Consider the following 20,813-nt stretch of genomic DNA (forward strand, 5'->3'; position numbering starts at 1 on the left):
CTCCCTCCCGAAGTAACTGACTCGTCAGTTACTCTAGCGGAATGGACTTCGGTTTGAGCGAGCGGGGCGGGGAGTACTTCGGCCGCCTCCAGGAATTCATGGACTCCCACGTCTACCCGGCGGAGCCGGTCTACGCGGCCCAGCGGGCCGAACTGGCCGCGGCGGGGCGCGAGCACCACGTCCCGCAGGTCGTCGAGGACCTCAAGGTCGAGGCCCGCAAGCGCGGCCTCTGGAACCTGTTCCTCCCCGGCAGCGAGGACCCGGCGCACGGCCTGTCGGTCACCGACTACGCGTCCCTGGCCGAGCTGACGGGGCGCTCCCCCAACCTCGCGCCCGAGGCGACCAACTGCGCGGCGCCCGACACCGGCAACATGGAGGTCCTGCACCTGTTCGGCACGCCCGAGCAGAAGCGGACGTGGCTGCGGCCCCTGCTGGACGGCGAGATCCGCAGCGCGTTCGCGATGACGGAGCCGGACGTCGCGAGCTCCGACGCCACCAACATCTCCACCCGCATCGAGCGGGACGGCGACCACTACGTCATCAACGGCCGCAAGTGGTGGACGAGCGGCGCCGCCGACCCCCGCTGCAAGATCATGATCCTGATGGGCAAGACCGACCCGGACGGCCACCCGTACCGGCAGCAGTCGATGGTGCTGGTGCCGTTCGACACGCCCGGCGTGGAGGTCGTCCGGGCGCTGCCCGTGTTCGGCTACCAGGACCAGCACGGCCACTGCGAGATCACCTTCACCGACGTCCGCGTCCCGGTGGAGAACCTCGTCGGCGAGGAGGGCGGCGGCTTCGCGATCGCGCAGGCCCGGCTCGGCCCCGGCCGCATCCACCACTGCATGCGCGCGATCGGGATGGCCGAGCGGGCGCTGGAGCTGATGTGCGAGCGCGCGGTGTCGCGCGTCGCGTTCGGCGGCCCGCTCGCCAAGCAGGGCGTGGTGCGCGAGCAGATCGCCGAGTCGCGGATGGCGATCGAGCAGGCCCGGCTGCTCACGCTCAAGACGGCCTGGCTGATCGACAAGCACGGCGTCCAGGCCGCCCGGTCCGAGGTCGCGGCGATCAAGGTGATCGCGCCGCGGGTCGCGCTGGAGGTCGTCGACCGGGCGATCCAGGTGCACGGCGGCGCCGGCGTCAGCGACGACACCCCGCTCGCCGCGATGTGGGCGGGGCTGCGCACGCTGCGCCTCGCCGACGGCCCGGACGAGGTGCACGTGCGGTCCGTGGCCCGCGCCGAGCTGGGCAAGTACCTCGGAAAATGACGAGCGACACGGGGGAGGCGGGCGTACGGCGGCGGATGCCGTACGCCCGGCGGCGCGAGCAGCTGCTGCAGGTCGCGCTCGAGGAGTTCGGCCGCCGCGGCTACCACCTGGCCCAGATGGAGCACGTGGCGGCGGCGGCGCAGGTCTCCAAGGCGCTGCTCTACCAGCACTTCGCGTCCAAGGAGGAGCTGTTCGCCGAGGTGACCGAGGCGATCGTCGCCGAGCTCACCGGCCGGCTGAACGAGGCCGTGCACGCCGCGCACGGGTCGGCGGACGGCATCCGGGCGATGATCCGGGTGCTGTTCGACTACGCCACCGAGGAGCCGGACGCGTGGGCGCTGGTCGTCCGGCACCTGGACAAGCCGGAGGTGGGGCTGGAGCTGCGGGAGCTGCGCGACCGGCTCGGCACCGCGTTCGCCGACCTGCTGCTGCGCCGCCGCCGCGCCGACCCGGCGCTGTCGCCGGCCGCGCTGGAGGTCAACGAGCGCCGCGCGCGGCTGCTCGTGCCGCTGATGTACGGGTCGATGCTGTCGATGGTGTCGTGGTGGCTGGAGCATCCCGACACCTCGCGCGAGCGCGCCGAGCAGATGGCCGTGGAGTTCATCTGGCTCGGCCTCGACCGGCTCCGCGCGGGCGAGCGCCTGCCCAAGGCGCAGCCGTAACCGGGCTCCAGCCGACCACCGCGTCAGCCGAACACCGCGTCAGCCGAACACCGCGTCGCGGGCGAGGTCGAGGGCGGTCAGCACGGCGCCGCGCAGCACGGCGTCGCCCTCGACGCGGCTCGCCCGCACGTCGGTGGGGGCCGGGCCGAGCGCGGCGAGCCGGTCGGCGACCAGTCCGGCGAGCCGGTCGCCGCCCGACCGGCCGAGGCCGCCGCCGAGCACGACGAGGCCGGGGTCGAGGACGGCGACGAGCGCGAACGCGGCCTCGGCGATCCAGCCGGCCACCCGCTCGTCGGCGAGGCCGGCCACGGCGGCCCGGTCCAGCAGGTGGCAGAAGTCGGTGCCGCCGAACTTCAGCAGCCCCACCTCGCCGGCGCCGCCGGACGCGCCGCGCCGCAGCCGTCCGTCCAGCACGACGGCGCCGCCGATGCCGTCGTCCAGCCACAGCAGGGCGAAGTCGGCGCGGCCCGCGGCGGCGCCCTCGCGGTGCTCGGCGATCGCGCCGAGGTTGACCTCGTTCTCCAGCCGGACGGGCGCGCCGAGGCGCTCCTGGAGCGCCGCGCCGAGGTCGGGGCGGCCGCCGGGGACGCCGCTGTCGGTCACGAGGCCGGTGCGCGGGTCGACGGGGCCGGGGGTGCCGAGGACGACGGTGTGCAGCTCACGGCCGTCCGCCGCCTCCGCGACCGCCCCGGCGATGAGCGCGGCCAGGTCGGGGGCGGGCGGCAGCGGGCGGGTCGCGGCCCCGGTCTCGTTCCCGGCGATGTCGGCGACGGCGACGTGGACGGCGTCGCGGCGCAGGTCCACTCCGGCGATGTGGGCGCGGTCGGCGACGAGGCCGTAGAGGCGGGCGTTCGGGCCCCGCCGGTCCGCGCCGGTCTCCCCCGCCGCCTCGACCAGCCCGGCCGCCCGGAGCCGCTCGATCAGGTCGGACACGGTCGGCCGGGACAGCCCGGTCAGCGTCCGCAACTGCGGGGCGGTGAGCGGGCCGCGGTCGAGCAGCAGGTCGAGGGCCAGCCGGTCGTTGATCGCGCGGGCCATGGTCGGGTCGGCGGTCTTCACGGCCCACATAGTAGTCAGGGAGCCTGCCTGATCCGCTTTTCATCAGGAAGCCTTCCTGTTAGTTTATCGATCCATGACCTCTCCCCATCGGGCCATCGGCGCGGTCTTCGCCGTCCACGGGGCCGTGGCGGGCACGCTCGCCACCCGCCTCCCGTGGATCCAGGACCGCCTCGGCCTCTCCCCCACCGTGCTCGGGCTGGCCCTGCTGTGCCCGTCCATCGGCGCGTTCGCCGCCATGCCCACCGCGAGCCGCGTGGCGCACCGGATCGGCGAGCGCCGGACCGTCCGGCTGCTGATCGCGGCCTGGTGCGCGGCGCTCGCCCTTCCCGCGCTCGCGCCCGCGCCCGGCTGGCTGTTCGCGGCGATGCTGCTGTTCGGCGCGACCGCCGGGATGTCGGACGTCGTGATGAACGCGCACGGCGTCGCGGTGGAGCGGGAGGTGCGCCGCCCGGTCATGTCGGGGCTGCACGGCCTGTGGTGCGTCGGCAGCCTCGCCGCGGGCGGCGCCGGCATCGCCGCCGCGCACGCCCGGATCGACGCCCGGCTGCACCTCGGGCTGGTCGCGGCCGTCCTGCTGGCGGCGGGCCTGCTGGCCGGACGCTGGCTGCTCGCGGACCGGCCTGCCGAGGGGGTCCCCGCGCCGCGCCGGTTCGCGCTGCCGACGCGGGCGGTCGCCGCGATCGGCGCGGTCGGGTTCTGCGGGACGTTCGCCGAGGGCGCGAGCGCCGACTGGTCCGCCGTCTACCTCACCGAGGTGACGGACGCGGGACCCGGCCTCGCCGCCGCCGCGTTCACCGTCTTCATGTCGTGCATGGCCGTCACCCGGCTGGCCGGCGACCGGATCGTGCGGCGGTTCGGCCCGGCGGCGGTCACCCGGTGCGGCGGCTCGGTCGCGGTGGCCGGCGGGATCCTGGTGGTGGCCGCCCGCGCCCCGTGGGCCGCGATCGCCGGGTTCGCGCTGGTCGGCATCGGCATCGCCACCGTCGTCCCGCTGGTGTTCGCGGCGGCGGCCGGCGTCGGCGCGACGCCGGGCGAGGGCGTCGCGGGCGTCGCGACGATCACCTACCTGTCCGGGCTGACCGCGCCGGCGGTGACCGGCTGGACGGCGGGCGCGCTGTCCTACCGGGCCGCGTTCGCGATGATCACCTGCGTGGTCGCCGTGATGACGCTGTCGGCCGGCGCGCTGCGCCCGCGCGCCGCCGGCCGGGGCGCGCCCGCGCCGGAACCGGCGGCGAAGGCGCTGCGCTGACGCCCGCCCGGCCGTTCCGGACGGCCCGGGGCAGGCGAAAAGCCGGGGCATGCGAAAGGCCGGGGACGGCGAGCGTCCCCGGCCTCTCAGCGGTCTAGATCAAGGGCAGTGCCTCAGAGCGGGTAGACGCCCTCGGCCTGCGGGCCCTTCTGGCCCTGGGTGATCTCGAACCCGACGCGCTGGTTCTCGTCCAGGCTGCGGTAGCCGTTGGTCGTGATCGCCGAGTAGTGGACGAACACGTCCGGGCCGCCGCCGTCGGGCGCGATGAACCCGAAGCCCTTCTCGGCGTTGAACCACTTCACGGTGCCTTCGGCCATGGTGTTCCCCTTCCGGGTAGAACTCACCGGGCCGCCGGGCGGCGGACCGGGCTGCAGCGGACTCATCTCACGCCCGCCGGTCGCCCGGAGAAAACGCTTCGAGACTGCCTGGCGTCCGGCCGGCCGGGCCGGGCGCCATCGTGCAACGCACCCGAACCTACCCGATGCCGGGCCGCCTCATGCACCGACACACCTAAACAAGATCCGCCAAGGCCTCCGCGGCGCGGTGGCAGTCGTGGAACGTGCAGTACAGCGGCACGGGCGCGAGCCGGACGACATCCGGTTCGCGCGCGTCGGCGACCACGCCATGGGCCTCGGCGAGCCGCCGGACGAGCCCGCCGGCGTCCGCGACCCGCAGCGACAGCTGGGTGCCGCGCGCCGCCGGGTCCGCCGGGGTGATGATCTCCACACCGCCGACCGGGGCGAGCCGGGACGCCAGGTGGCCGGTGAGCCGCTCGCTCTTGGCGCGCAGCGCGTCCATCCCGACCCGGTCGAAGATCTCCAGGGAGGCGAGGACGGGCGCGAGCGCCATGATGGGCGGGTTGGACAGCTGCCAGGCGTCGGCGGACGCGGGCGGCGCGATGTCGGGGTCCATCCGGAACCGGACGGCGGGCTCGGTCCCCCACCAGCCCGACAGCTTCGGCACGGACGCGTCCCGGACGTGCCGCTCGTGCACGAAGCAGCCCGCGACCGCGCCCGGACCGGAGTTCAGGTACTTGTAGGTGCACCAAGCGGCGAAGTCGACGTCCCAGTCGTGCAGGCGGAGCGGGACGTTCCCGGCGGCGTGCGCGAGGTCCCAGCCGACGACGGCGCCGGCGGCGCGGCCCGCCTTGGTGATCGCGGCCATGTCCATGAGCTGGCCGGTCAGGTAGTTGACGCCGCCGAGCAGGACGAGCGCGACCGTGCCGCCCTCGCGTTCGAGGAAGCCGACGACGTCCTCGGTGCGGAGGTTGTCCTCGCCGGGGCGGGGCCTCAGCCGCACGACGGTCGCGGCCGGGTCGAGCCCGTGGTGGACGGCCTGGCTGGCGACCGCGTAGGAGTCCGACGGGAACGCCGCGTCCTCGATCACGATGCGGGTGCGGTCCCCGGCCGGCCGGTAGAAGCTCGCCATCATCAGGTGCAGGTTGACGGTCAGCGAGTTCATCGCGACGACCTCGCGGGGCAGCGCGCCGACGAGCCGGGCGGCGGGCTCGCGGAGCAGCTCGTGGTAGTCGACCCACGGGCGGCGGGCCCGCGTGTGCCCCTCGACGGCGAGGCGCGCCCAGTCGTCCAGCTCCTCGCGGAGCCGGTCCGCGACGGCGCGCGGCTGGAGGCCGAGGGAGTTGCCGGCGAAGTAGGCGGCCTCCGCGTAGGCCCCGCCGGGCGCGGGCGGGACGAGGAACTCGCCGCGCAGCGTGGGCAGCGGGTCGGTCTCGTCGAGCCGCCGCGCCTCCTCTTCCCTTCGGGCCGCACTGGTCACTGGGTCATTCCTTCGGTGGTCACGAGGTCGTGCGCGGGGGCGAAGAACGCCTCCGCGTTGCCGCCGAGCAGCCGGGCGCGGTCGGCGTCGTCCAGCCCGGGGCACGCCCGGATCGTCGCGCCCGGCTCCATCTCGCCGAGCGGGAACGGATAGTCGGTGCCGAGCATGACCCGCTCGGTGCCCATGACGTCCACGAGGAGGCGGAGGGCGCGCGGGTCGAACACGGCCGAGTCGACGTGGAACCGGTCGGTGTACTCCGACGGCGGGCGCGGCGAGTCGGCGCGGACGATATCGCGGCGGTGCCAGGCGTTGTCGGCCCGTCCGAGCAGGAACGCGAAGGAGCCGCCGCCGTGGCAGAAGCACAGCCGCAGCGACGCCGGGATGCGCTCGAACGCACCCGACAGCATCAGCCCGAGGATGCTCAGCTGCGTCTCGGCGGGCATCCCGGACAGCCACGGCAGCATGTGGCCGCGCATCCGGTCGGCGCCGAGCATGTCCCACGGGTGCGCCAGCACGGGCAGGCCCAGCGCGGCGCAGTGCGCGAGGAACGCGGTGATGCCGTCGTCGTGGAGGTTGCGGTCGCCGACGTGGTTGCCGATGTGGACGCCGCGGTGCCCCGCAGCCTGCGCCCGCGTCGCGACCCGGCAGGCGAGGTCGGGGTCCTGGAGCGGGACCTGGCAGAGCGGCAGCAGCCGGTCGGGCGCCTGCCCGCAGAAGTCGAGGATGCGCTCGTTGACGAGGTCGCACCAGTCGGCGGCGCGGGACGGCTCGGCGGCGTACCCGAACATCAGCGGGGTGGACGAGACGGCCTGGACGTCCACGCCCGCCGCGTCCATGTCGGCGACGCGGCGCGCGGGTTCCCAGAGCGCCTCGCCGACCGGCCGGTACTCCTCGTCGCCGCACATCATCATGCCGGTGCCGCCGCCGTCGACGCGCAGCCACGGCTGCGCCTCGTCGGTGAGGATCCGGCCCTCGTCGCGGCTGAGCCGCGGGAAGACGTGGGCGTGGACGTCGAAGACGGTCATGTCAGACCCGGGGCGCCGTGGTCGGGGTCATGGTCCGCGGCCATGTCCTGCCCGGGTGGACGGCCCCGCAGTTCGGGCACTTGCGGTCACTGCCGTAGAAGCCCTCGAACGCGGGCGGCAGGTCGTCCACGATCGAGCGGACCTGGAGTTCGGCGCGGTGGACGAGGTGGTGGCACTCGGTGCAGTACCACTCGAACGCCTCCGTCAGCCCCTCCGGCCGCGGGATCTCCACGACGAGGCCGATCGACCCGGCCTCGGGCCGCTGCGGCGAGTGCCGGACGTGCGGCGGCAGCAGGAAGACGTCGCCCTCGTTGATCTGCACGTCCACCGGCGGGCGGCCCTCCTCCTCCATGACGCGCAGGACCATGTTGCCCTTGAGCTGGTAGAAGAACTCCTCGGTGGGGTCGTCGTGGAAGTCGGTGCGCTGGTTCGGGCCGCCGACGACCATGATGATCAGCCCGGCGTCGTCGAACACCTGGACGTTGCCGACCGGCGGCTTCAGCAGGTCGCGGTGCTCGTCGATCCAGGCCTGGAAGTTGAACGGCCGTCCGTGCGAGAGCTGCGGGAGTGTCATGCTCCGGCCTCCTTGCCGTTGCGGGGGATGTGGGCGACGCACGAGATCTCGATGAGCAGGTGCGGGTGCGGGAGCTGGTGGACGGCGACGGTCGTGCGGGCCGGGCCGGTCTCGTCGAAGTACTCGCCGTAGACCTCGTTGTAGCCGCCGAAGTCGTTCATGCTCACCAGGTAGGCGGTGACGTTGACGACGTCGGAGAGGTCTCCGCCGGCGGCGCCGAGGAGGTCGCGGACGTTCTCGATGACGGCGCGGGTCTGCGCGCGGATGTCGAGGTCGGTGACGCCCATCGGGTCGGCGCTCGCCCCGACGAACGTCCCGTCGGGGCGGCGGGAGCTCGTCCCGGACACGAACACGAAGTCGCCGGCCCGCTTCACGTGCGGGAACCGTCCGCGCGGCTTGGCCTTGCCGTCCACGAGGAACGCGTCGCCCATCACGTCGTCACCTCCACACTGCCGAGGCCGGCGCCCGTGACGCGGACGTGTGCGTCCTTCGGCAGCGGGACGGCGGCGGTCGCGGCCCCGGCGAGGACGATCCAGCCGGGTTCGAGCTTCATCCCGGCGCCGAGCGCGAGCCGCGCCGCGGCCCGCAGCGACCGCGCCGGGTCGCCGAGGATCGCGGCGGACGACCCCGCCTGCACCGGACGCCCGTCGATCTCCAGCAGCAGACCGGTGTTCGACAGGTCGCGCGGCGCGTGCCAGGCCCCGTAGCCGAACCGCGCCGCGGACGCGTTGTCGGCGATCACGTCGGGGAGGGTGAACTTGAAGTCCCGGTAGCGGGAGTCGAGCACCTCGAACCCGACCGCGACGCCCGCGACGGCCGACTCGGCCTCGGCGGGCGACCGGACCTCCCGTCCGATCAGGTAGGCGATCTCCGGCTCGACGCGCGGGTGGATGAGGCGGGAGACGTCCACGGACGACTCGGCGAGCATCCGATCGGTGAGCAGGCCCCAGATGACGTCGTCGACGCCCATCTGCACCATCTTGGCGCGGCTGGTGAACCCCATCTTCACGCCGACGACCCGTTCGCCGCGGCGCCGGCGGCGCTCGATCCCGGCCCGCTGCACCGCGTAGGCGGCGGGCACGTCGAACGGCGCCTTCTCGGTCAGCTTCGGGACCGCACGGACGTCGCGGACGGCCTCGTCCAACGTCGCCGCCAGGGCGTGCACGTCCACCATCACCCTTCCTCCCCGCCCGAGTCGTCACGGCCGAAGGCGACGCGGACGTCGCCGAGCCCGTCGATGCGGGCCTCGAACACCTCGCCGGGCGCGGCCGGGACGACCGGCCCGAGCGCGCCGGTCAGCACGGTGTCGCCGGCCCGCAGCGGGCGGCCGACGCGGACGAGCGTGTCGGCGAGCCACAGCGCCGCGTTCAGCGGGTGGCCGAGGCAGGCGGCGCCGTTGCCGGTGGACACCTGCTCGCCGCGCCGCTCCATGACCATGCCGCAGAGGCGCAGGTCGACGTCCTTGAGCAGGACGGGCCGGTTGCCGAGCGCGTACATGCCGGACGAGGCGTTGTCGGCGACGGTGTCGGCGAGCGTGATGTCCCAGTCGCGGACGCGGCTGCCGACCACCTCGATCGCGGGCAGCGCGAACGCGGTCGCGCGGATGACGTCGGCGACGGTGTGCCGCTCGTGCGTGAGGTCGTGCTCCAGCACGAGCGCGACCTCGGCCTCGGCGCGCGGCTGGAGGACGGCGCCGGCGGGGATCTCCTCGCCGTCCGGGACGGCCATGTCGGCGAACAGCATCCCGAAGTCGGGGCTGTCGACGCCGATCTGCCGCTGGACGGCCCTGGAGGTCAGGCCGATCTTCCGCCCGGCGAGGCGGCGGCCCTCGCCGAGCCACCGCTCGGTGAGCTTGTCCTGGACGGCGTAGGCGTCGTCCGCCGTCGTGATCAGGTCGCGGACGGGCGCGCACGGCGTGCCGCTCGCGTAGGCGCCGAGGAGCCGTTCGGCGGCCTGGTCGATGGTGGTCGTCACTGGGCTCGCTCTCAGATCTGGATGCAGACGTTGACGGGTTCGGAGAAGAAGTCCAAGGAGTACTCTCCCCCCTCGCGGCCGATCCCGGACGCCTTGACACCGCCGAACGGGGTGCGCAGGTCGCGCAGGTTCCAGCAGTTCACCCAGACGATGCCCGTCTCGATGCGGGGCGCCACCCGGTGGGCCCGCGACAGGTTCGCCGTCCAGATCGTGGACGCGAGGCCGTAGGGGCTGTCGTTGGCGAGGTCGACGGCCTCGTCCTCGCTGTCGAACGGGGCGACGTGGCAGACCGGCCCGAAGATCTCCTCCCGGACCGTACGGGCGGTCTCGGGGAGCCCGGTGAGGACGGTGGGCTCGACGTAGAAGCCGCTGTCCCGCGCGTCACCGAAGGTCGGGGCGCCGCCGCCGGCGAGGACCGTGGCGCCTTCCTCTTCGGCGAGCCGGTAGTAGGAGAGCACTTTGTCGCGGTGCTCGGCCGAGATCATCGGCCCGTAGCCGTCGAGTTCCTTCGCCCGTGCGGCGAGCCTCCCGGCGAACTCGTCGAAGACGGGACGCTCCACGTAGACGCGCTCGGTGCAGAGGCAGATCTGCCCGGAGTGGGTGAAGGACGAGCGGACCGTGCCGTCGACAGCGGCGTCGAGATCCGCGTCGGCGAAGACCAGCGCGGGGTTCTTGCCGCCCAGCTCGAACGACACGGGCGTCACGTGCTCGGCGGCGTTGCGCATGATCGCGGTGCCGGTGGCGGACTCGCCGGTGAACGCGATCGCGTCCACGCCCGGATGCCCGGTGAGGAACTCCCCGGCCGCGCCCGCGCCGTGCCCGTGCACCAGGTTGAACACCCCGTCCGGCACCCCGGCCTCGTCGATGACCCGGGCGAGCAGGGTGGCGGTGGACGGCGTCTCCTCCGACGGCTTGACCACGACGGTGTTGCCGCACGCCAGCGCCGGGGCGATCTTCCAGGTCGACAGCAGCAGCGGGAGGTTCCACGGCGAGATGATCGCCACCACGCCGAGCGGCCGTCGCACGGTGTAGTTGAGCGCCTCCCCCACCCCTGCGCTCCACCCGGGGATTCGTGTCGTGTACGCACGTTCGGGACGGCCGTACAGCAGGTCGGCGTAGGCCCGGAAGTTGCCGGCCGCGCGCGGCACGTCGACGGTCTCGGCGAACGCGCGGGGCCGGCCGGTGTCCGCGACCTCCGCCTCGACGAACTCCTCGAACCGGGCCTGGATGCCGTCCGCGATGCGCCGCATCGCCGCGGCCCGCTCCTCGGCACCGGCCGCGCCCCACTCGCCCTTCAGCGCTGCCCTCGCCGCCACCACGGCGTCGTCCACGGTCTCCCGCGTGGCCTCGGGGACGGTGCCCAGCTCGGCGCCGTTCGCGGGGTCGATGAGCGGGAACGAGGCGCCGTCCGAACGGAAGACGCCGCCGACGTAGTGCTCAGCCTTCATCCGTTCCTCCAGCACAGCTCGACACCCCCGATCCTCTGCCCGGCCAGCTATGCCTGGCAAATACCAATCGACCCGTGAGCTATCACGAACCCGTGATAGTAAGGCGGCATGCGCGCGATCGACCTGCTCAACGGACGGCTGAAGCTCCGGCACCTGGTGCTCGTCGTCGCCATCGCCGACCACGGCAGCGTCCTGCGCGCCGCCGAGCACCTGCATCTGGCGCAGCCCGCCGTCACCCGCAGCCTGCGCGAAGTGGAGAACCTCCTCGGCGTCGACCTGTTCACCCGCGGCCCGCGCGGCGTGACACCGACCCTGTTCGGGGACGCGTTCATCGAGCACGCCCGCGCCGTCCTGGCCGAACTCCGCCGCGCCGGCGAACGCATCACCGGCCTGGCGGACGGGGAGGTCGGCACCGTCACCATCGGCACGCTCCTCGCCGGGTCGAACGTCCTGCTCCCCCGCGCGATCGCGGCGCTGAAGAAGGACCGTCCGGGCATCACCGTGATCGTCCAGGAGGCGACGTTCGACGCCCAGGTGCCGCGCCTGCTGGACGGCGAGATCGACCTGATCCTCGGCCGCCTGAACCCGATCGACGACCTGCGCGGCCTGCGCCAGATCACCCTCTACGGGGAACCGGTCCTGCTGGTCGCCCGCCGCAACCACCCGGCCCGCGCCCTGCCGGACCTCGGCCTGGCCGACCTGCTGGACTACCCGTGGGTGCTGCCCTTGGAGCAGACGGCGCTCCGCACCGAGTTGGAGCAGGTATTCCGCGCTACCGGCCTCACGCTGCCCGGCAACCTGGTCGAATGCACGTCGGTGCTGACCGTCCGGACCCTCGTCCGCGACACCGACATGATCGCCGCACTGCCCGAACTTGTGGCCCGCACCGACGCCGACATAGCGCCGCTCCCCATCCCGCTGGAGACCGTCCGCCGCCAGGTCGGCGTGACGCTCCCCGCACACCGAGCCCCGACGCCCTCGGCCCGCCTGATGCTCGACCACCTCCAGCACGAGGCGGCCGCACTCACGGCTTGATGAGCCCTGCCAGCGCCTTGCCTACCGCCGACCCGGCATCGCCCAGATCGAGGACGACGTCGAAGTGGTCACGGTCAGGCACGCTGATCAATTCGGCGCCGTCCCACATCGGCTGGAACATCCGCGACTGCGCCACGAACCCGCCCCCATCGTTCTCCGCGACCACGAGAACCACCGGACACTTGTGCTCGGCCGGTTGCAAGGCGGGGCTCAACGCCGCCGCCCGCTCCAGATCCAGCTTCACGTAGTCGTTCACGTAGATGCGAGTGACCGGCCGGATGTCGAACAGCCCGCTGATCGGCATCGCGGCCTTGACGACGTCCTCCGGAACCCCGAACTCGTCCTGCCAGCCGCCGACCATCGTCATCGCGGCCAGATGCCCGCCCGCCGAACTGCCGCCGACCACGATGCGCTCGGGGTCGAGCCCGTACTCGCGCCCGTGCCGGTGGATCCACGCGATCGAGGCCCGCGCCTGCCGGACGATCTCCTCCAGCGTCGCCTTCGGCGCGAGCGTGTAGTCGGGCACCACAGTGGCGATGCCCTGTTCAAATAGGGCCCGCGCCATGAACGACGACTCTTCCTTCGACAGCGCGAACCAATAACCGCCGTGGAAGAAGACGAACACGGGCCTCAACCCACGCTCGTCCACACCCCACACGTCCAGCCGCTCGCCGCTCACCTCGTCGAAGACGACCCCGCGATGCCCCGGCAGCCCGTCAACGGCCCGCGCGGACTCCTCCCGATACCGCGCAAGGTGCCGCTCCAGCAGCTCCGCCCCCGCCTTCCGCCGCACGTTGTAGGCGACGTCCAGCTCCTCATCGCTCAGTTCACTGCCAGGCCAGTCATCCAGATCGCTCACGCCTCCACCCTCCCCCCGCCCCGCACGGCCGGACAAATACCGATTCACCCGGCAGGTATCACAGCCAAGCTATGCGCCGCCTCGTTAGAGTCTGGCCCGTCCACTGCACGCCCCTGTACCGCAAAGGCGCCGAATGCGCGATCCCGTCCCGACCGTCACCGGACTGCGGCAAGCGGGCCGGGAACTCGCCGCGACCCTCCAGATCGTCCAGGACGGGCGGCCTGCCGCCTCGCCGGCGCGGTTTCCCGCCGGCGCCTTTCCCGAGGACTATGTGGCGCTGATCTCCCGGACCGGCCCGGGCACGCTCGCGGGCGTGCTCCGCCTTCTCGCCCCCGGCTGTGCCGAGGAGGGCTTCGACACCGAGGCCGAGCAGCGCAAGGTCACGCAACCGCATCCGCAGGCGCGGCTCTGGGGCGTGTTCGCCGGCGGGGAGACTTGCTGGTGGCTGCCGTTCGACGACGACCCCGCCCGCTGGCTGGTCGCGCTCGACGGGCACGGAGTACAGCAGCTCAACCTCACCACCACCGAGTTCCTCGGCGAGTGGCTGGACGGCCTCCTCGACCTCCCCGTCCTTTCCGTCCCGCCCGTACCGCGCGAGCGCACGCTGGTCCCCGCCGGCCACCCGGTGGGCCCGCCCCCTCCGGCCGAGAGCGGCACGCGGGATCCGCTGGCCCAACTGCAGACCATCGTGGGGCCGGGAACTCCGGGCACGTATGACTGGGAGGCCATCGAGCGGCAGGTGGGCGTCCCGCGGCTGCCCACCGATTACAAACGCCTGTACGAGACCTACTGCTACGGCCACTGGATCGCTTTCAACGGCTTTTTCATCGAACACCCGAACGACCTGGCCTCCCAGCACGCATCCCATGCCGAGATGCTCCTAGAGATGGCGGGGTTTGAGGGAGGGTCTCGCCTCGCGGTGCATCCCGAGCCGGGCGGCCTGTTGTACTGCGGGAGCACCGAAGGCCGCGACTGGCTGTTGTGGGACACCGGCGATCCCGATCCCGACCGCTGGACCGTGCGGACCGATGATGGCGAAGTGGCAGAGGGCGGCGGAACCATCACCGAGTTCCTGGTCGCCGAACTCACCGGTGTCGGTCCCGGCCTGACCTCTTCCGAACTCGGCGACCCCAAGACCTGGGCATGGCCTTTCTGGGGTCCCCGCCTCCCCCGTTCATAGCCACGCCGCCGGCACGCCTCGTCGTAGACGACCCCGGCCAGTCACCTAGATCACTTACGCTGCCCGGCTAACACCTCGAACCACACGGAGACCCCGTCCTTGCCGTCGACGATCCCCCACCGGTCGGCGAGCCCGTCCACGATCATGAGCCCGCGTCCGGACTCGCTGAGCCCATCCCGCTGAGGCGCCACAATCGGCCGCGCCCGCGCGCCTCCCTCGTCCTGCACCTCCACGCGCAGCCGCGTGGCCGAGACCAGCACGGACACCCGCACCCCGCCACCAGGCAGCCCACTGTCAGTGTGTCGGACGGCATTCGTGGCGATCTCACAGACCATCAGGTCGACGTCGTCCAGGTCGTACGAGTGCTCAACCCCGTCCAGCACCTGCCGCACGTAAGCACGAACGTCCCGGACGCCGAGCCCCTCACTGGACGACAGCCGAGCGTCCCTCCGCTCCCAGACGATCACGACGACACCCCCGCGATCCGCCGGGCGGCCAGCCGCACCGACTCGGCCGGAACCTTGCAGGCCGCGCCCCACAGATAGGCCCACCGCCCGTCCCGCTCCTGGACGCCGAGCACCGCCAGCGACCGCCGCCGCGCGACCAGCGGAACCGAGAGCACGGGCTCCGCCTTGGCGTCCAGGTAGAGAACGGACCCCTGCCCGACCTCCCGAAGGGCCCACATGAGCCGCACGAGAACCCGAAACCGCTCCAACGTCACCCCGTCCCGCTCCGACTCGCCGAGCGCCGCCCCCTCCGGGGACTTCGGTAGATTGCCCACACTCCGACTCCTTCCAGCCGGGCAAGGCCCTGGGACGCGGTGCGCCACCCGCGCGACGTCAAGTACCTGCTCAACGTCTACGGCGTGGAGGGAGAGGCCAGAGACGTCCTCATGGCCTTGGCACGCGAAGCGCGCCAGAAGGGCTAGTGGCACAGCTACGGCGAAGCCATCCCTACATGGTTCGAGGTCTATCTAGGGCTTGAGTCCGACGCGGTGTCCATGGAGCGGTACGACGCCGAACACGTCCCCGGCCTCCTCCAGACCGCCGAGTACGCACGTTGCGTCTTCGAGGCGTTCCCAATCGATGACGAGACCGAGATAGAGAAGCGCGTCGCGCTCCGTATGGCGCGCTCCGAGTACCTCACGTCCGAAGGCGGCCCCAAGTTCTGGGCGGTCCTCAACGAGGCGGTCATCCACCGGCAGGTCGGCGGTGCCCGGACCATGCAGGACCAACTTCACCACTTGGGCGAGATGGCGAAGCTCCCCAACGTCACGCTTCAGGTCCTCCCGTTCGATGCTGGCGCACACCCGGCGATGAGCGGTTCGTTCACGCTGTTGGGGTTCCGGAACCATCCGACCCGAAGGTGGTGTTCATGGAGACTCAAACGGGGGCCTCTACTTGGAGAAGGCGCACGAGATCATCCTATATACGCTGGCATTTGACCACCTGCGCGCGGCGGCGCTGCGTCCAAGCGACTCGCTGGCGCTCATCGCCCGCGCGGCCGACGACATGACGTGAGCCCCATGACTACAGAAACAAGGAGGGGCGGAACCATGGAGACCTCCCGCGCCAAGTGGCGTAAGAGCACACGCAGCAACGGCGCTGGCGGCGACTGTCCCGTGAACCAGGCCGTCTCCACGCCGACCACCCCACTTACCACTGGAGACGCGACATTGACGCCAGCGAACCCGCGCGAACGCGATGGCGGAAGTAGTCAGAGCGGCCAGAATGGCGCCTGCGTAGAGGTCGCCCGCATCGCCCAATCGGTCGCCATCCGCGACAGCAGGGCCCCGGCGCGGGCCGCCTTGCGGTCAGCCACCGGGAGTGGGCCGCTCTCGCCAACCATGCACGCTCCGGTCGCTACGACCCCTAGCGAAACCACTGGAGGCCTTCCAGCCACGACTGGAACCCCCCGCACACCACATGGCGCAAAGCACCCGCAACGGGGGCGCTGGAAACTGTGTTACCGCTCCAACACGGAACGGTCTCGCTGACCATCGGAGAGCCGACCGGCCAACTGGGTTGACGTCCAACGGCGTTCGCTGAGATGTCTAAGTGACCATTGCGCGGTCGTGGTGCTGGCTGAGGTCGGTCAGTGCGGTAATGGCCGGGTCGTTCGGGGTTTCCAGTGCTGGTAGGCGACCGCCGCCGCGGTTGACCAGGACGATGGCGGTCGCGGTGAATCCCTCCATGAGGGACCGGAGGATCACGTGGTTCGAGCGCGCGTATCGGCGGATCAGGGCGTCGACGAACGTGCTGAAGACCTCGATGTCGATCTCACACTCGTCCGCTTGCATCGGGCCGAGACCTGAGGGGAGGCCGGTGAGCGCGGCGAACGACTCCGCCGCGCGCAGGAAGACTTGAGCGACGCCCGTCGCGGGGTTCCAGAGGACGCGTTCGCCGACCTGAAAGTACTGGCTCATCGCTCCTCCTTGCCACCGTCCTCCCGCAGCACGCTTCGCCAGGGTGCAGGTGATCACCGATCGTAGAGCGCCTTGGGTATGGGGCGGGACTCTTGGAGTCCCGGTTTGTGATGCGGGCGTGCTGGCCGGGGGGCGTGCTGGAAGCGATAGTGCTGGCATGGTCGACGGCGGGTCCGGCGAGGTGCCTTCGTTCCTTGGTCGGCGGATCGCGGTGGTGGTGTCCGTAACGGTGGTCACGCCCCTGCTCTTGTTGCTCTACGCCTTCCACCTCCTCTGGTTCAGCCCGGAGATCACCAGTTCCGGCGAGTGCGACCCGAGCGAGTTCGGGGCGATCGGTGGGGGCGTCTGCGGGCCCGAGCACGGGCGGGTGCTGTGGCTGGGCACCTTACTGGTGTTCGTGACGGTGGCGTTCTGCTTGGTCATGACGTGGGCGCGGACGCTGAAGCCCGGACGCTGGTGGCCCTGGCCGGCGGCGACGGTGACGATCTCGGTGGGCTGGTACGTCGTACAGCAGATGTGGCTGTTCTGACAGCGCGGGGAAGCCGCCTGCGGGCTGGGACACGTCCGCCTCTAGCGATCGGGAAGCACGCTTGACGTGGTTGGCTAATCAAGTTAGCTTTTAGCTAATCCTGTTAGCCACGTTGGAGGACGTCGTGACCGAGTACCTGGCCGTCGAGGGCGGCACTATCGCTTACGAGGTGGTGGGGGACGGTCCGCTGATCGTCCTCGCGCACGGTATGGGTGACAGCCGTGCCGCGTACCGGGCCGTGATTCCGCCGCTGGTGGAGGCGGGGTACCGGGTCGCGGCGGTCGACCTGCGGGGGTGCGGCGAGTCGAGTGTCGACTGGTCGGAGTGGAGCCGCACCGCCATCGCCGGGGATCTGCTCGCCGTGATCCGCCACCTGGGCGGGCCGGCCGCGCTCGTCGGGCACTCTGTCTCGGGCGGTGCCGCCACCATCGCCGCCGCGCGGGAGCCCTCGCTGGTCAGCGCGGTGGTCGAGCTGGCGCCGTTCACGCGCAAGCAGTCGATCAAGCTGGGCGATCTACGGGTGAAGCGGTTCCGGCAGGGCATGCTGCGACTGCTCGGCACCGCGATGTTCGGCAGCGTGCGGCTCTGGCGCTCCTACCTCGACGTCGCCTACCCGGGCGCGAAGCCCGCCCACTGGGACGAGCGGCTCGCCCGCATCGACTCCCTGATGCGCGAGCCCGGCCGGATGAAGGCCATGCAGGGCATGGGCCGCAGTGCTCCGACCGACGCGGGCGCGCAACTCGGCAACGTCCGCTGCCCGGTCCTGGTCGTGGAGGGCACGCTCGACCCCGACTGGGCCGACCCGCAAGCCGAGGGTTCGGCGATCGTCGACGCCCTGCCGTCCGGCCACGGCCGCCTGGAGATGATCGAGGGCGCCGGGCACTACCCGCACGACCAGTTCCCCGACCAGGTCGTTTCGCTCATCCTCGACTTCCTCCGCTCGGACGGCGCCCGTGCCTAGGGCCGGACTGGACCCGGCGGCCGTGGTCGCGGCCGGTGCCGCTCTCGCGGACGAGGTGAGCCTCGCCAAACTGACAATGGGGCTGCTGGCCGAGCGGGTGGGGGTACGCACCCCGTCCCTCTACAAGCACGTGAACGGCCTGGATGACCTCAATCGGCGCATCGCGGTTCTGGCCCTGAACGAGGCCGCCGATGCCGTCGGCGGCGCGATCCAGGGGTACGCGGGTCGTGACGCCCTGGCGGCTGCGGCGCGCGCCTTCCGTGCCTTCGTCGTGGCGCATCCCGGGCGGTACGCCGCGACGATAGGCGTGGAACCGTCCAGCCCGGAGGATCCGCTGGCCGCTGCCGGTCAGCGACTGCTGAGCGCGTTCACTGCCGTCCTGCGCGGCTACGAGGTCGCGGAGTCCGACGTGGACCACGCTCTGCGCACGCTGCGCAGCCTGTGCCACGGCTTCGCCACGTTGCAGGCCGCCAACGGGTTCCAGTGGAGCGCCGACATCGACGAGAGCTTCGAGTGGCTGATCACCTTCACCGACCGCGGCCTGCGCGCCAGGTGAGAACCCGCCGCTCTTCGGTGACGTCGGTCTGCCGGCGCTCGGCCAGGTCGGGATCGGCGGGCAGCTCGTGCAGGAGTGCACGCGGCGGCGGCCACCTGCCGAGGAAGCTATGTCAGAATTTCCCGAAATGCCATTCCTGAAAGCATTTGCTGCACTTTCGGTGCGCGGCAAGAAAACGGCAAAGATTCGAACCGGTATTCGATGCAATGGTGGGTCGGGGCGGGTAAAATAGGGGTCATGGAAGTGGCCGGGATCGACGTTGCTGAGGCGTCCACCACCGAATTGGTGGACGCCGCTTCGGTGATCGCGGCTGAACTCGCCCGCCGGACCCCGCCCGAGTCCGCGGCGGCCTGCATGGAACTGGCCGAGGCCCTCGCTGCGGCGGGTGACCTGCAGGAGGCGGCGCTGGCCGGGCTGGTCGAGGTGGTGGACCGGGGCCGGGAAGTGCAGCGCTGGGGGTTCCCCTCCACCCGGGCCTGGCTGCGGTCCCGGCTGGGCATGCGCGAGGCGCGGGCGAAGGAACGCCTCACCCTGGCCCGGCAGCACCGCCGCCTCACCGAAGTGGCCGGTCGGTGGGCCGCCGGGGAGCTGTCCACCGGGTACGCCGCCACCATCGCCGACGCCGCCGCACGCCTGGACGACACCGACTGCGCCGCCGCCCAAGAGATCCTGCTGGGGTTGGTCGAGCAGGGGTGCTCGGCGGGGAAGGTCGCCGCGTTCGGCCGCCGCATCCGCGACATCATCGCCGAACGCGACGGCACCGGCACGCCCCCACACGACGCCCGTCGCGGCTACGAGCAGTCTTGGATCGATTCCAGCCGTTCCCTGGACGGCGGCCGCTACATCCGCGGCTGGCTGAACGCCGAAGACGCCGCCATCTGGGACGGCACCCTCGCCCCCCTCGCCAAACCCGCCGGCACCGACGACCACCGCGACCAGGCCGAACGCACCGCCGCAGCGTTGAGCAGCGTCCTGTCGGGCGGGCACAAGGCCACCAAGGTCACCGTCATCTGCGACCTGGACACCCTCACCGGCGGCACCGCACCCGCCCGCCTGGCCGACGGAACACCCATCCCCGCCGCCCACGCCCGCCGCATCGCCCTGGCCGCCGGAGTCTCACCCCTCCTGCTCGGACGCGGGAACCTGCCCCTCTACCTCGGCCACCGCGTCCGGTTCGCCACCCCCGCCCAACGCCAAGTCCTCGAAACCCTCTACCCCACCTGCGCCGTCCACGGCTGCGAAATCCCCGGCACCCTGTGCGAAGTCGACCACGTCCACGGCTGGGCCCTCGGCCACAGCCCCACCGACATCGACCAACTCACCCTCACCTGCGGCTGGCACAACCGCTACAAACACACCAACACACACCACATCCACATCACCCGAGAACACAACGGCAACCGCTACACCTACCGCCTCCACCCACCCGGAGACACAACGACCTCGGCACCCGGCCGGCCGCCACCCTGGCTCCAAGCCGCTTGAGGGCCGCAGGACCAGCGGACAAGGCGCGCCGATGGCTCAAGCCTGCGGCCAGGGGCACGAACGCCTTATGAAGGTCGTCGCGGATCCCCGATCCGATGCGCAGCCCGGAACCAGTGCGACGTGCCGACGGTGAGCGCGCCGACGGAGCAGCGGATGCCGTGGCGCGCACCCTCTCCACCAGTCGTTCCTTCTCGTCCGCGAGGAAGGCCAGCACCAGGTTGCCGCGCGTGCGGCGCCCCTCGCGCAACCGCCGCCGGACGACCGCCAGGGTTATCGCGAGGCTGCCCTTCATGTCGACCGCCTCTCGGAGGAGGGCCCGCGGGACGAGACGCTTCTGCTCCCCGCCGGAGAGGGCGTCACGTCACGCGCCTTCGCCTCGTCGAACGGCAGGCCGAGGGCGGCCGCGTGCAGACATCCCAGATGACCTCGTTGTCGTAGCCGCCCGCGCCCGTGTAGTCGGTGATCGCCACGGTGCAGGCGGGCTGGGGCCTTCACTCTGACCCTCGACAGCATCTTCGGGCATGTCGCGCTGCCCGAGGCCGGGCGGGACTGGCGTGCAGACGTCATCGCGTTGATGTCGGGCTGGCGGCGCGCGATGCTCGACCATCCGTGGTCGGCCGCGACCCTGGGCGGACGCCCCCTGCTGGGCCCGAACCTGCTCGCCCGCCCGGACTTCCTCTACGCGACCCTGGCCACGACCGGCCTGGCCGGCGCGCGGCTGGCCACCGCCGCGTACGCGGTGGCGAACTAC

General features: G+C 72.0%; 24 protein-coding genes and 1 pseudogene. 12 read left to right on the forward strand and 13 right to left on the reverse strand.

Features of this window, described 5'->3' with window-relative positions:
- The first annotated feature begins 41 nt into the window (after positions 1 to 41).
- Both ABFX46_RS34480 and ABFX46_RS34485 read left to right on the forward strand, forming a co-directional pair.
- The gene (locus tag ABFX46_RS34480) at positions 42 to 1,265 is read left to right on the forward strand and encodes an acyl-CoA dehydrogenase family protein (RefSeq protein WP_346048120.1); all 1,224 of its coding nucleotides are present in this window, start codon (positions 42 to 44) and stop codon (positions 1,263 to 1,265) included.
- The gene (locus ABFX46_RS34485; RefSeq protein ID WP_346048121.1) at positions 1,262 to 1,927 is read left to right on the forward strand and encodes a TetR/AcrR family transcriptional regulator; all 666 of its coding nucleotides are present in this window, start codon (positions 1,262 to 1,264) and stop codon (positions 1,925 to 1,927) included. Before ABFX46_RS34480 ends, ABFX46_RS34485 begins: the two co-directional genes overlap by 4 nt.
- 39 nt (positions 1,928 to 1,966) lie before the next feature.
- Here the strand turns inward: ABFX46_RS34485 and ABFX46_RS34490 are convergent, their stop codons facing one another.
- On the reverse strand, positions 1,967 to 2,986 hold the full coding sequence (locus tag ABFX46_RS34490; protein WP_346048122.1) for an ROK family transcriptional regulator: 1,020 nt from the start codon (positions 2,984 to 2,986) through the stop codon (positions 1,967 to 1,969).
- A gap of 73 nt (positions 2,987 to 3,059) precedes the next feature.
- On the opposite strand from ABFX46_RS34490, the gene ABFX46_RS34495 reads away from it, so the two are divergent.
- Positions 3,060 to 4,235 carry an MFS transporter gene (locus tag ABFX46_RS34495; RefSeq protein ID WP_346048123.1) on the forward strand — a complete coding sequence of 392 codons (1,176 nt, stop codon included), beginning with the start codon at positions 3,060 to 3,062 and terminating at the stop codon, positions 4,233 to 4,235.
- Positions 4,236 to 4,348: 113 nt separating this feature from the next.
- On the opposite strand, the gene ABFX46_RS34500 is transcribed toward ABFX46_RS34495, so the two are convergent.
- The 8 genes from ABFX46_RS34500 to ABFX46_RS34535 form a co-directional block, all read right to left on the reverse strand.
- Positions 4,349 to 4,552, reverse strand: coding sequence for a cold-shock protein (locus tag ABFX46_RS34500; protein WP_067639228.1), 204 nt, complete (start codon positions 4,550 to 4,552; stop codon positions 4,349 to 4,351).
- 193 nt (positions 4,553 to 4,745) lie between these two features.
- Positions 4,746 to 6,011: a kynureninase gene (kynU, locus tag ABFX46_RS34505; protein WP_346048124.1), complete on the reverse strand. Its 1,266-nt coding sequence runs from the start codon at positions 6,009 to 6,011 to the stop codon at positions 4,746 to 4,748.
- On the reverse strand, positions 6,008 to 7,036 hold the full coding sequence (locus tag ABFX46_RS34510; protein ID WP_346048125.1) for an amidohydrolase family protein: 1,029 nt from the start codon (positions 7,034 to 7,036) through the stop codon (positions 6,008 to 6,010). The genes kynU and ABFX46_RS34510 overlap by 4 nt, the downstream gene beginning before the upstream one ends.
- Before the next feature lies 1 nt (position 7,037).
- On the reverse strand, positions 7,038 to 7,610 hold the full coding sequence (locus tag ABFX46_RS34515) for a 3-hydroxyanthranilate 3,4-dioxygenase (RefSeq protein WP_346048126.1): 573 nt from the start codon (positions 7,608 to 7,610) through the stop codon (positions 7,038 to 7,040).
- Positions 7,607 to 8,041 (reverse strand): RidA family protein, encoded by a 435-nt coding sequence (locus tag ABFX46_RS34520; protein WP_346048128.1) that lies wholly within the window; start codon positions 8,039 to 8,041, stop codon positions 7,607 to 7,609. Before ABFX46_RS34520 ends, ABFX46_RS34515 begins: the two co-directional genes overlap by 4 nt.
- Positions 8,041 to 8,784 (reverse strand): 2-keto-4-pentenoate hydratase, encoded by a 744-nt coding sequence (locus ABFX46_RS34525; RefSeq protein ID WP_346048130.1) that lies wholly within the window; start codon positions 8,782 to 8,784, stop codon positions 8,041 to 8,043. Before ABFX46_RS34525 ends, ABFX46_RS34520 begins: the two co-directional genes overlap by 1 nt.
- Complete coding sequence (locus ABFX46_RS34530) at positions 8,784 to 9,584, reverse strand: 2-keto-4-pentenoate hydratase (protein WP_346048131.1); 801 nt, start codon at positions 9,582 to 9,584, stop codon at positions 8,784 to 8,786. The genes ABFX46_RS34525 and ABFX46_RS34530 overlap by 1 nt, the downstream gene beginning before the upstream one ends.
- 11 nt (positions 9,585 to 9,595) lie before the next feature.
- Positions 9,596 to 11,032 (reverse strand): 2-hydroxymuconic semialdehyde dehydrogenase, encoded by a 1,437-nt coding sequence (locus ABFX46_RS34535; protein ID WP_346048132.1) that lies wholly within the window; start codon positions 11,030 to 11,032, stop codon positions 9,596 to 9,598.
- A 108-nt stretch (positions 11,033 to 11,140) separates the two neighbouring features.
- On the opposite strand from ABFX46_RS34535, the gene ABFX46_RS34540 reads away from it, so the two are divergent.
- Complete coding sequence (locus tag ABFX46_RS34540) at positions 11,141 to 12,067, forward strand: LysR substrate-binding domain-containing protein (RefSeq protein WP_346048133.1); 927 nt, start codon at positions 11,141 to 11,143, stop codon at positions 12,065 to 12,067.
- On the opposite strand, the gene ABFX46_RS34545 is transcribed toward ABFX46_RS34540, so the two are convergent.
- Positions 12,057 to 12,926: an alpha/beta hydrolase gene (locus ABFX46_RS34545; RefSeq protein WP_346048134.1), complete on the reverse strand. Its 870-nt coding sequence runs from the start codon at positions 12,924 to 12,926 to the stop codon at positions 12,057 to 12,059. The genes ABFX46_RS34540 and ABFX46_RS34545 overlap by 11 nt on opposite strands.
- A gap of 133 nt (positions 12,927 to 13,059) precedes the next feature.
- On the opposite strand from ABFX46_RS34545, the gene ABFX46_RS34550 reads away from it, so the two are divergent.
- Positions 13,060 to 14,106: an SMI1/KNR4 family protein gene (locus ABFX46_RS34550; RefSeq protein ID WP_346048135.1), complete on the forward strand. Its 1,047-nt coding sequence runs from the start codon at positions 13,060 to 13,062 to the stop codon at positions 14,104 to 14,106.
- Positions 14,107 to 14,156: 50 nt separating this feature from the next.
- On the opposite strand, the gene ABFX46_RS34555 is transcribed toward ABFX46_RS34550, so the two are convergent.
- Complete coding sequence (locus tag ABFX46_RS34555) at positions 14,157 to 14,573, reverse strand: ATP-binding protein (RefSeq protein WP_346048136.1); 417 nt, start codon at positions 14,571 to 14,573, stop codon at positions 14,157 to 14,159.
- Complete coding sequence (locus ABFX46_RS34560) at positions 14,570 to 14,887, reverse strand: hypothetical protein (protein ID WP_346048137.1); 318 nt, start codon at positions 14,885 to 14,887, stop codon at positions 14,570 to 14,572. Before ABFX46_RS34560 ends, ABFX46_RS34555 begins: the two co-directional genes overlap by 4 nt.
- A 168-nt stretch (positions 14,888 to 15,055) precedes the next feature.
- Between ABFX46_RS34560 and ABFX46_RS34565 the strand changes: the two genes are divergently transcribed.
- The gene (locus ABFX46_RS34565) at positions 15,056 to 15,550 is read left to right on the forward strand and encodes a DUF5753 domain-containing protein (RefSeq protein WP_346048202.1); all 495 of its coding nucleotides are present in this window, start codon (positions 15,056 to 15,058) and stop codon (positions 15,548 to 15,550) included.
- A gap of 111 nt (positions 15,551 to 15,661) precedes the next feature.
- Positions 15,662 to 16,102, forward strand: coding sequence for a DUF397 domain-containing protein (locus ABFX46_RS34570; RefSeq protein WP_346048139.1), 441 nt, complete (start codon positions 15,662 to 15,664; stop codon positions 16,100 to 16,102).
- A 57-nt stretch (positions 16,103 to 16,159) separates the two neighbouring features.
- On the opposite strand, the gene ABFX46_RS34575 is transcribed toward ABFX46_RS34570, so the two are convergent.
- On the reverse strand, positions 16,160 to 16,531 hold the full coding sequence (locus ABFX46_RS34575; RefSeq protein ID WP_346048141.1) for a DUF6086 family protein: 372 nt from the start codon (positions 16,529 to 16,531) through the stop codon (positions 16,160 to 16,162).
- A gap of 157 nt (positions 16,532 to 16,688) precedes the next feature.
- On the opposite strand from ABFX46_RS34575, the gene ABFX46_RS34580 reads away from it, so the two are divergent.
- The 5 genes and pseudogenes from ABFX46_RS34580 to ABFX46_RS43630 form a co-directional block, all read left to right on the forward strand.
- Positions 16,689 to 17,060, forward strand: coding sequence for a hypothetical protein (locus tag ABFX46_RS34580; protein ID WP_346048142.1), 372 nt, complete (start codon positions 16,689 to 16,691; stop codon positions 17,058 to 17,060).
- Positions 17,061 to 17,184: 124 nt separating this feature from the next.
- Positions 17,185 to 18,021 carry an alpha/beta fold hydrolase gene (locus ABFX46_RS34585; protein ID WP_346048144.1) on the forward strand — a complete coding sequence of 279 codons (837 nt, stop codon included), beginning with the start codon at positions 17,185 to 17,187 and terminating at the stop codon, positions 18,019 to 18,021.
- Positions 18,014 to 18,577 carry a TetR/AcrR family transcriptional regulator gene (locus ABFX46_RS34590; RefSeq protein WP_346048145.1) on the forward strand — a complete coding sequence of 188 codons (564 nt, stop codon included), beginning with the start codon at positions 18,014 to 18,016 and terminating at the stop codon, positions 18,575 to 18,577. Before ABFX46_RS34585 ends, ABFX46_RS34590 begins: the two co-directional genes overlap by 8 nt.
- 237 nt (positions 18,578 to 18,814) lie before the next feature.
- Positions 18,815 to 20,062: an HNH endonuclease signature motif containing protein gene (locus ABFX46_RS34595; protein WP_346048147.1), complete on the forward strand. Its 1,248-nt coding sequence runs from the start codon at positions 18,815 to 18,817 to the stop codon at positions 20,060 to 20,062.
- A 574-nt stretch (positions 20,063 to 20,636) separates the two neighbouring features.
- A pseudogene (locus tag ABFX46_RS43630) lies at positions 20,637 to 20,813 on the forward strand (TetR/AcrR family transcriptional regulator C-terminal domain-containing protein); the annotation flags it as partial.

This window comes from Actinomadura chokoriensis (genome assembly GCF_039529475.1).
Classification (GTDB): Bacteria; Actinomycetota; Actinomycetes; order Streptosporangiales; family Streptosporangiaceae; genus Spirillospora; species Spirillospora bangladeshensis.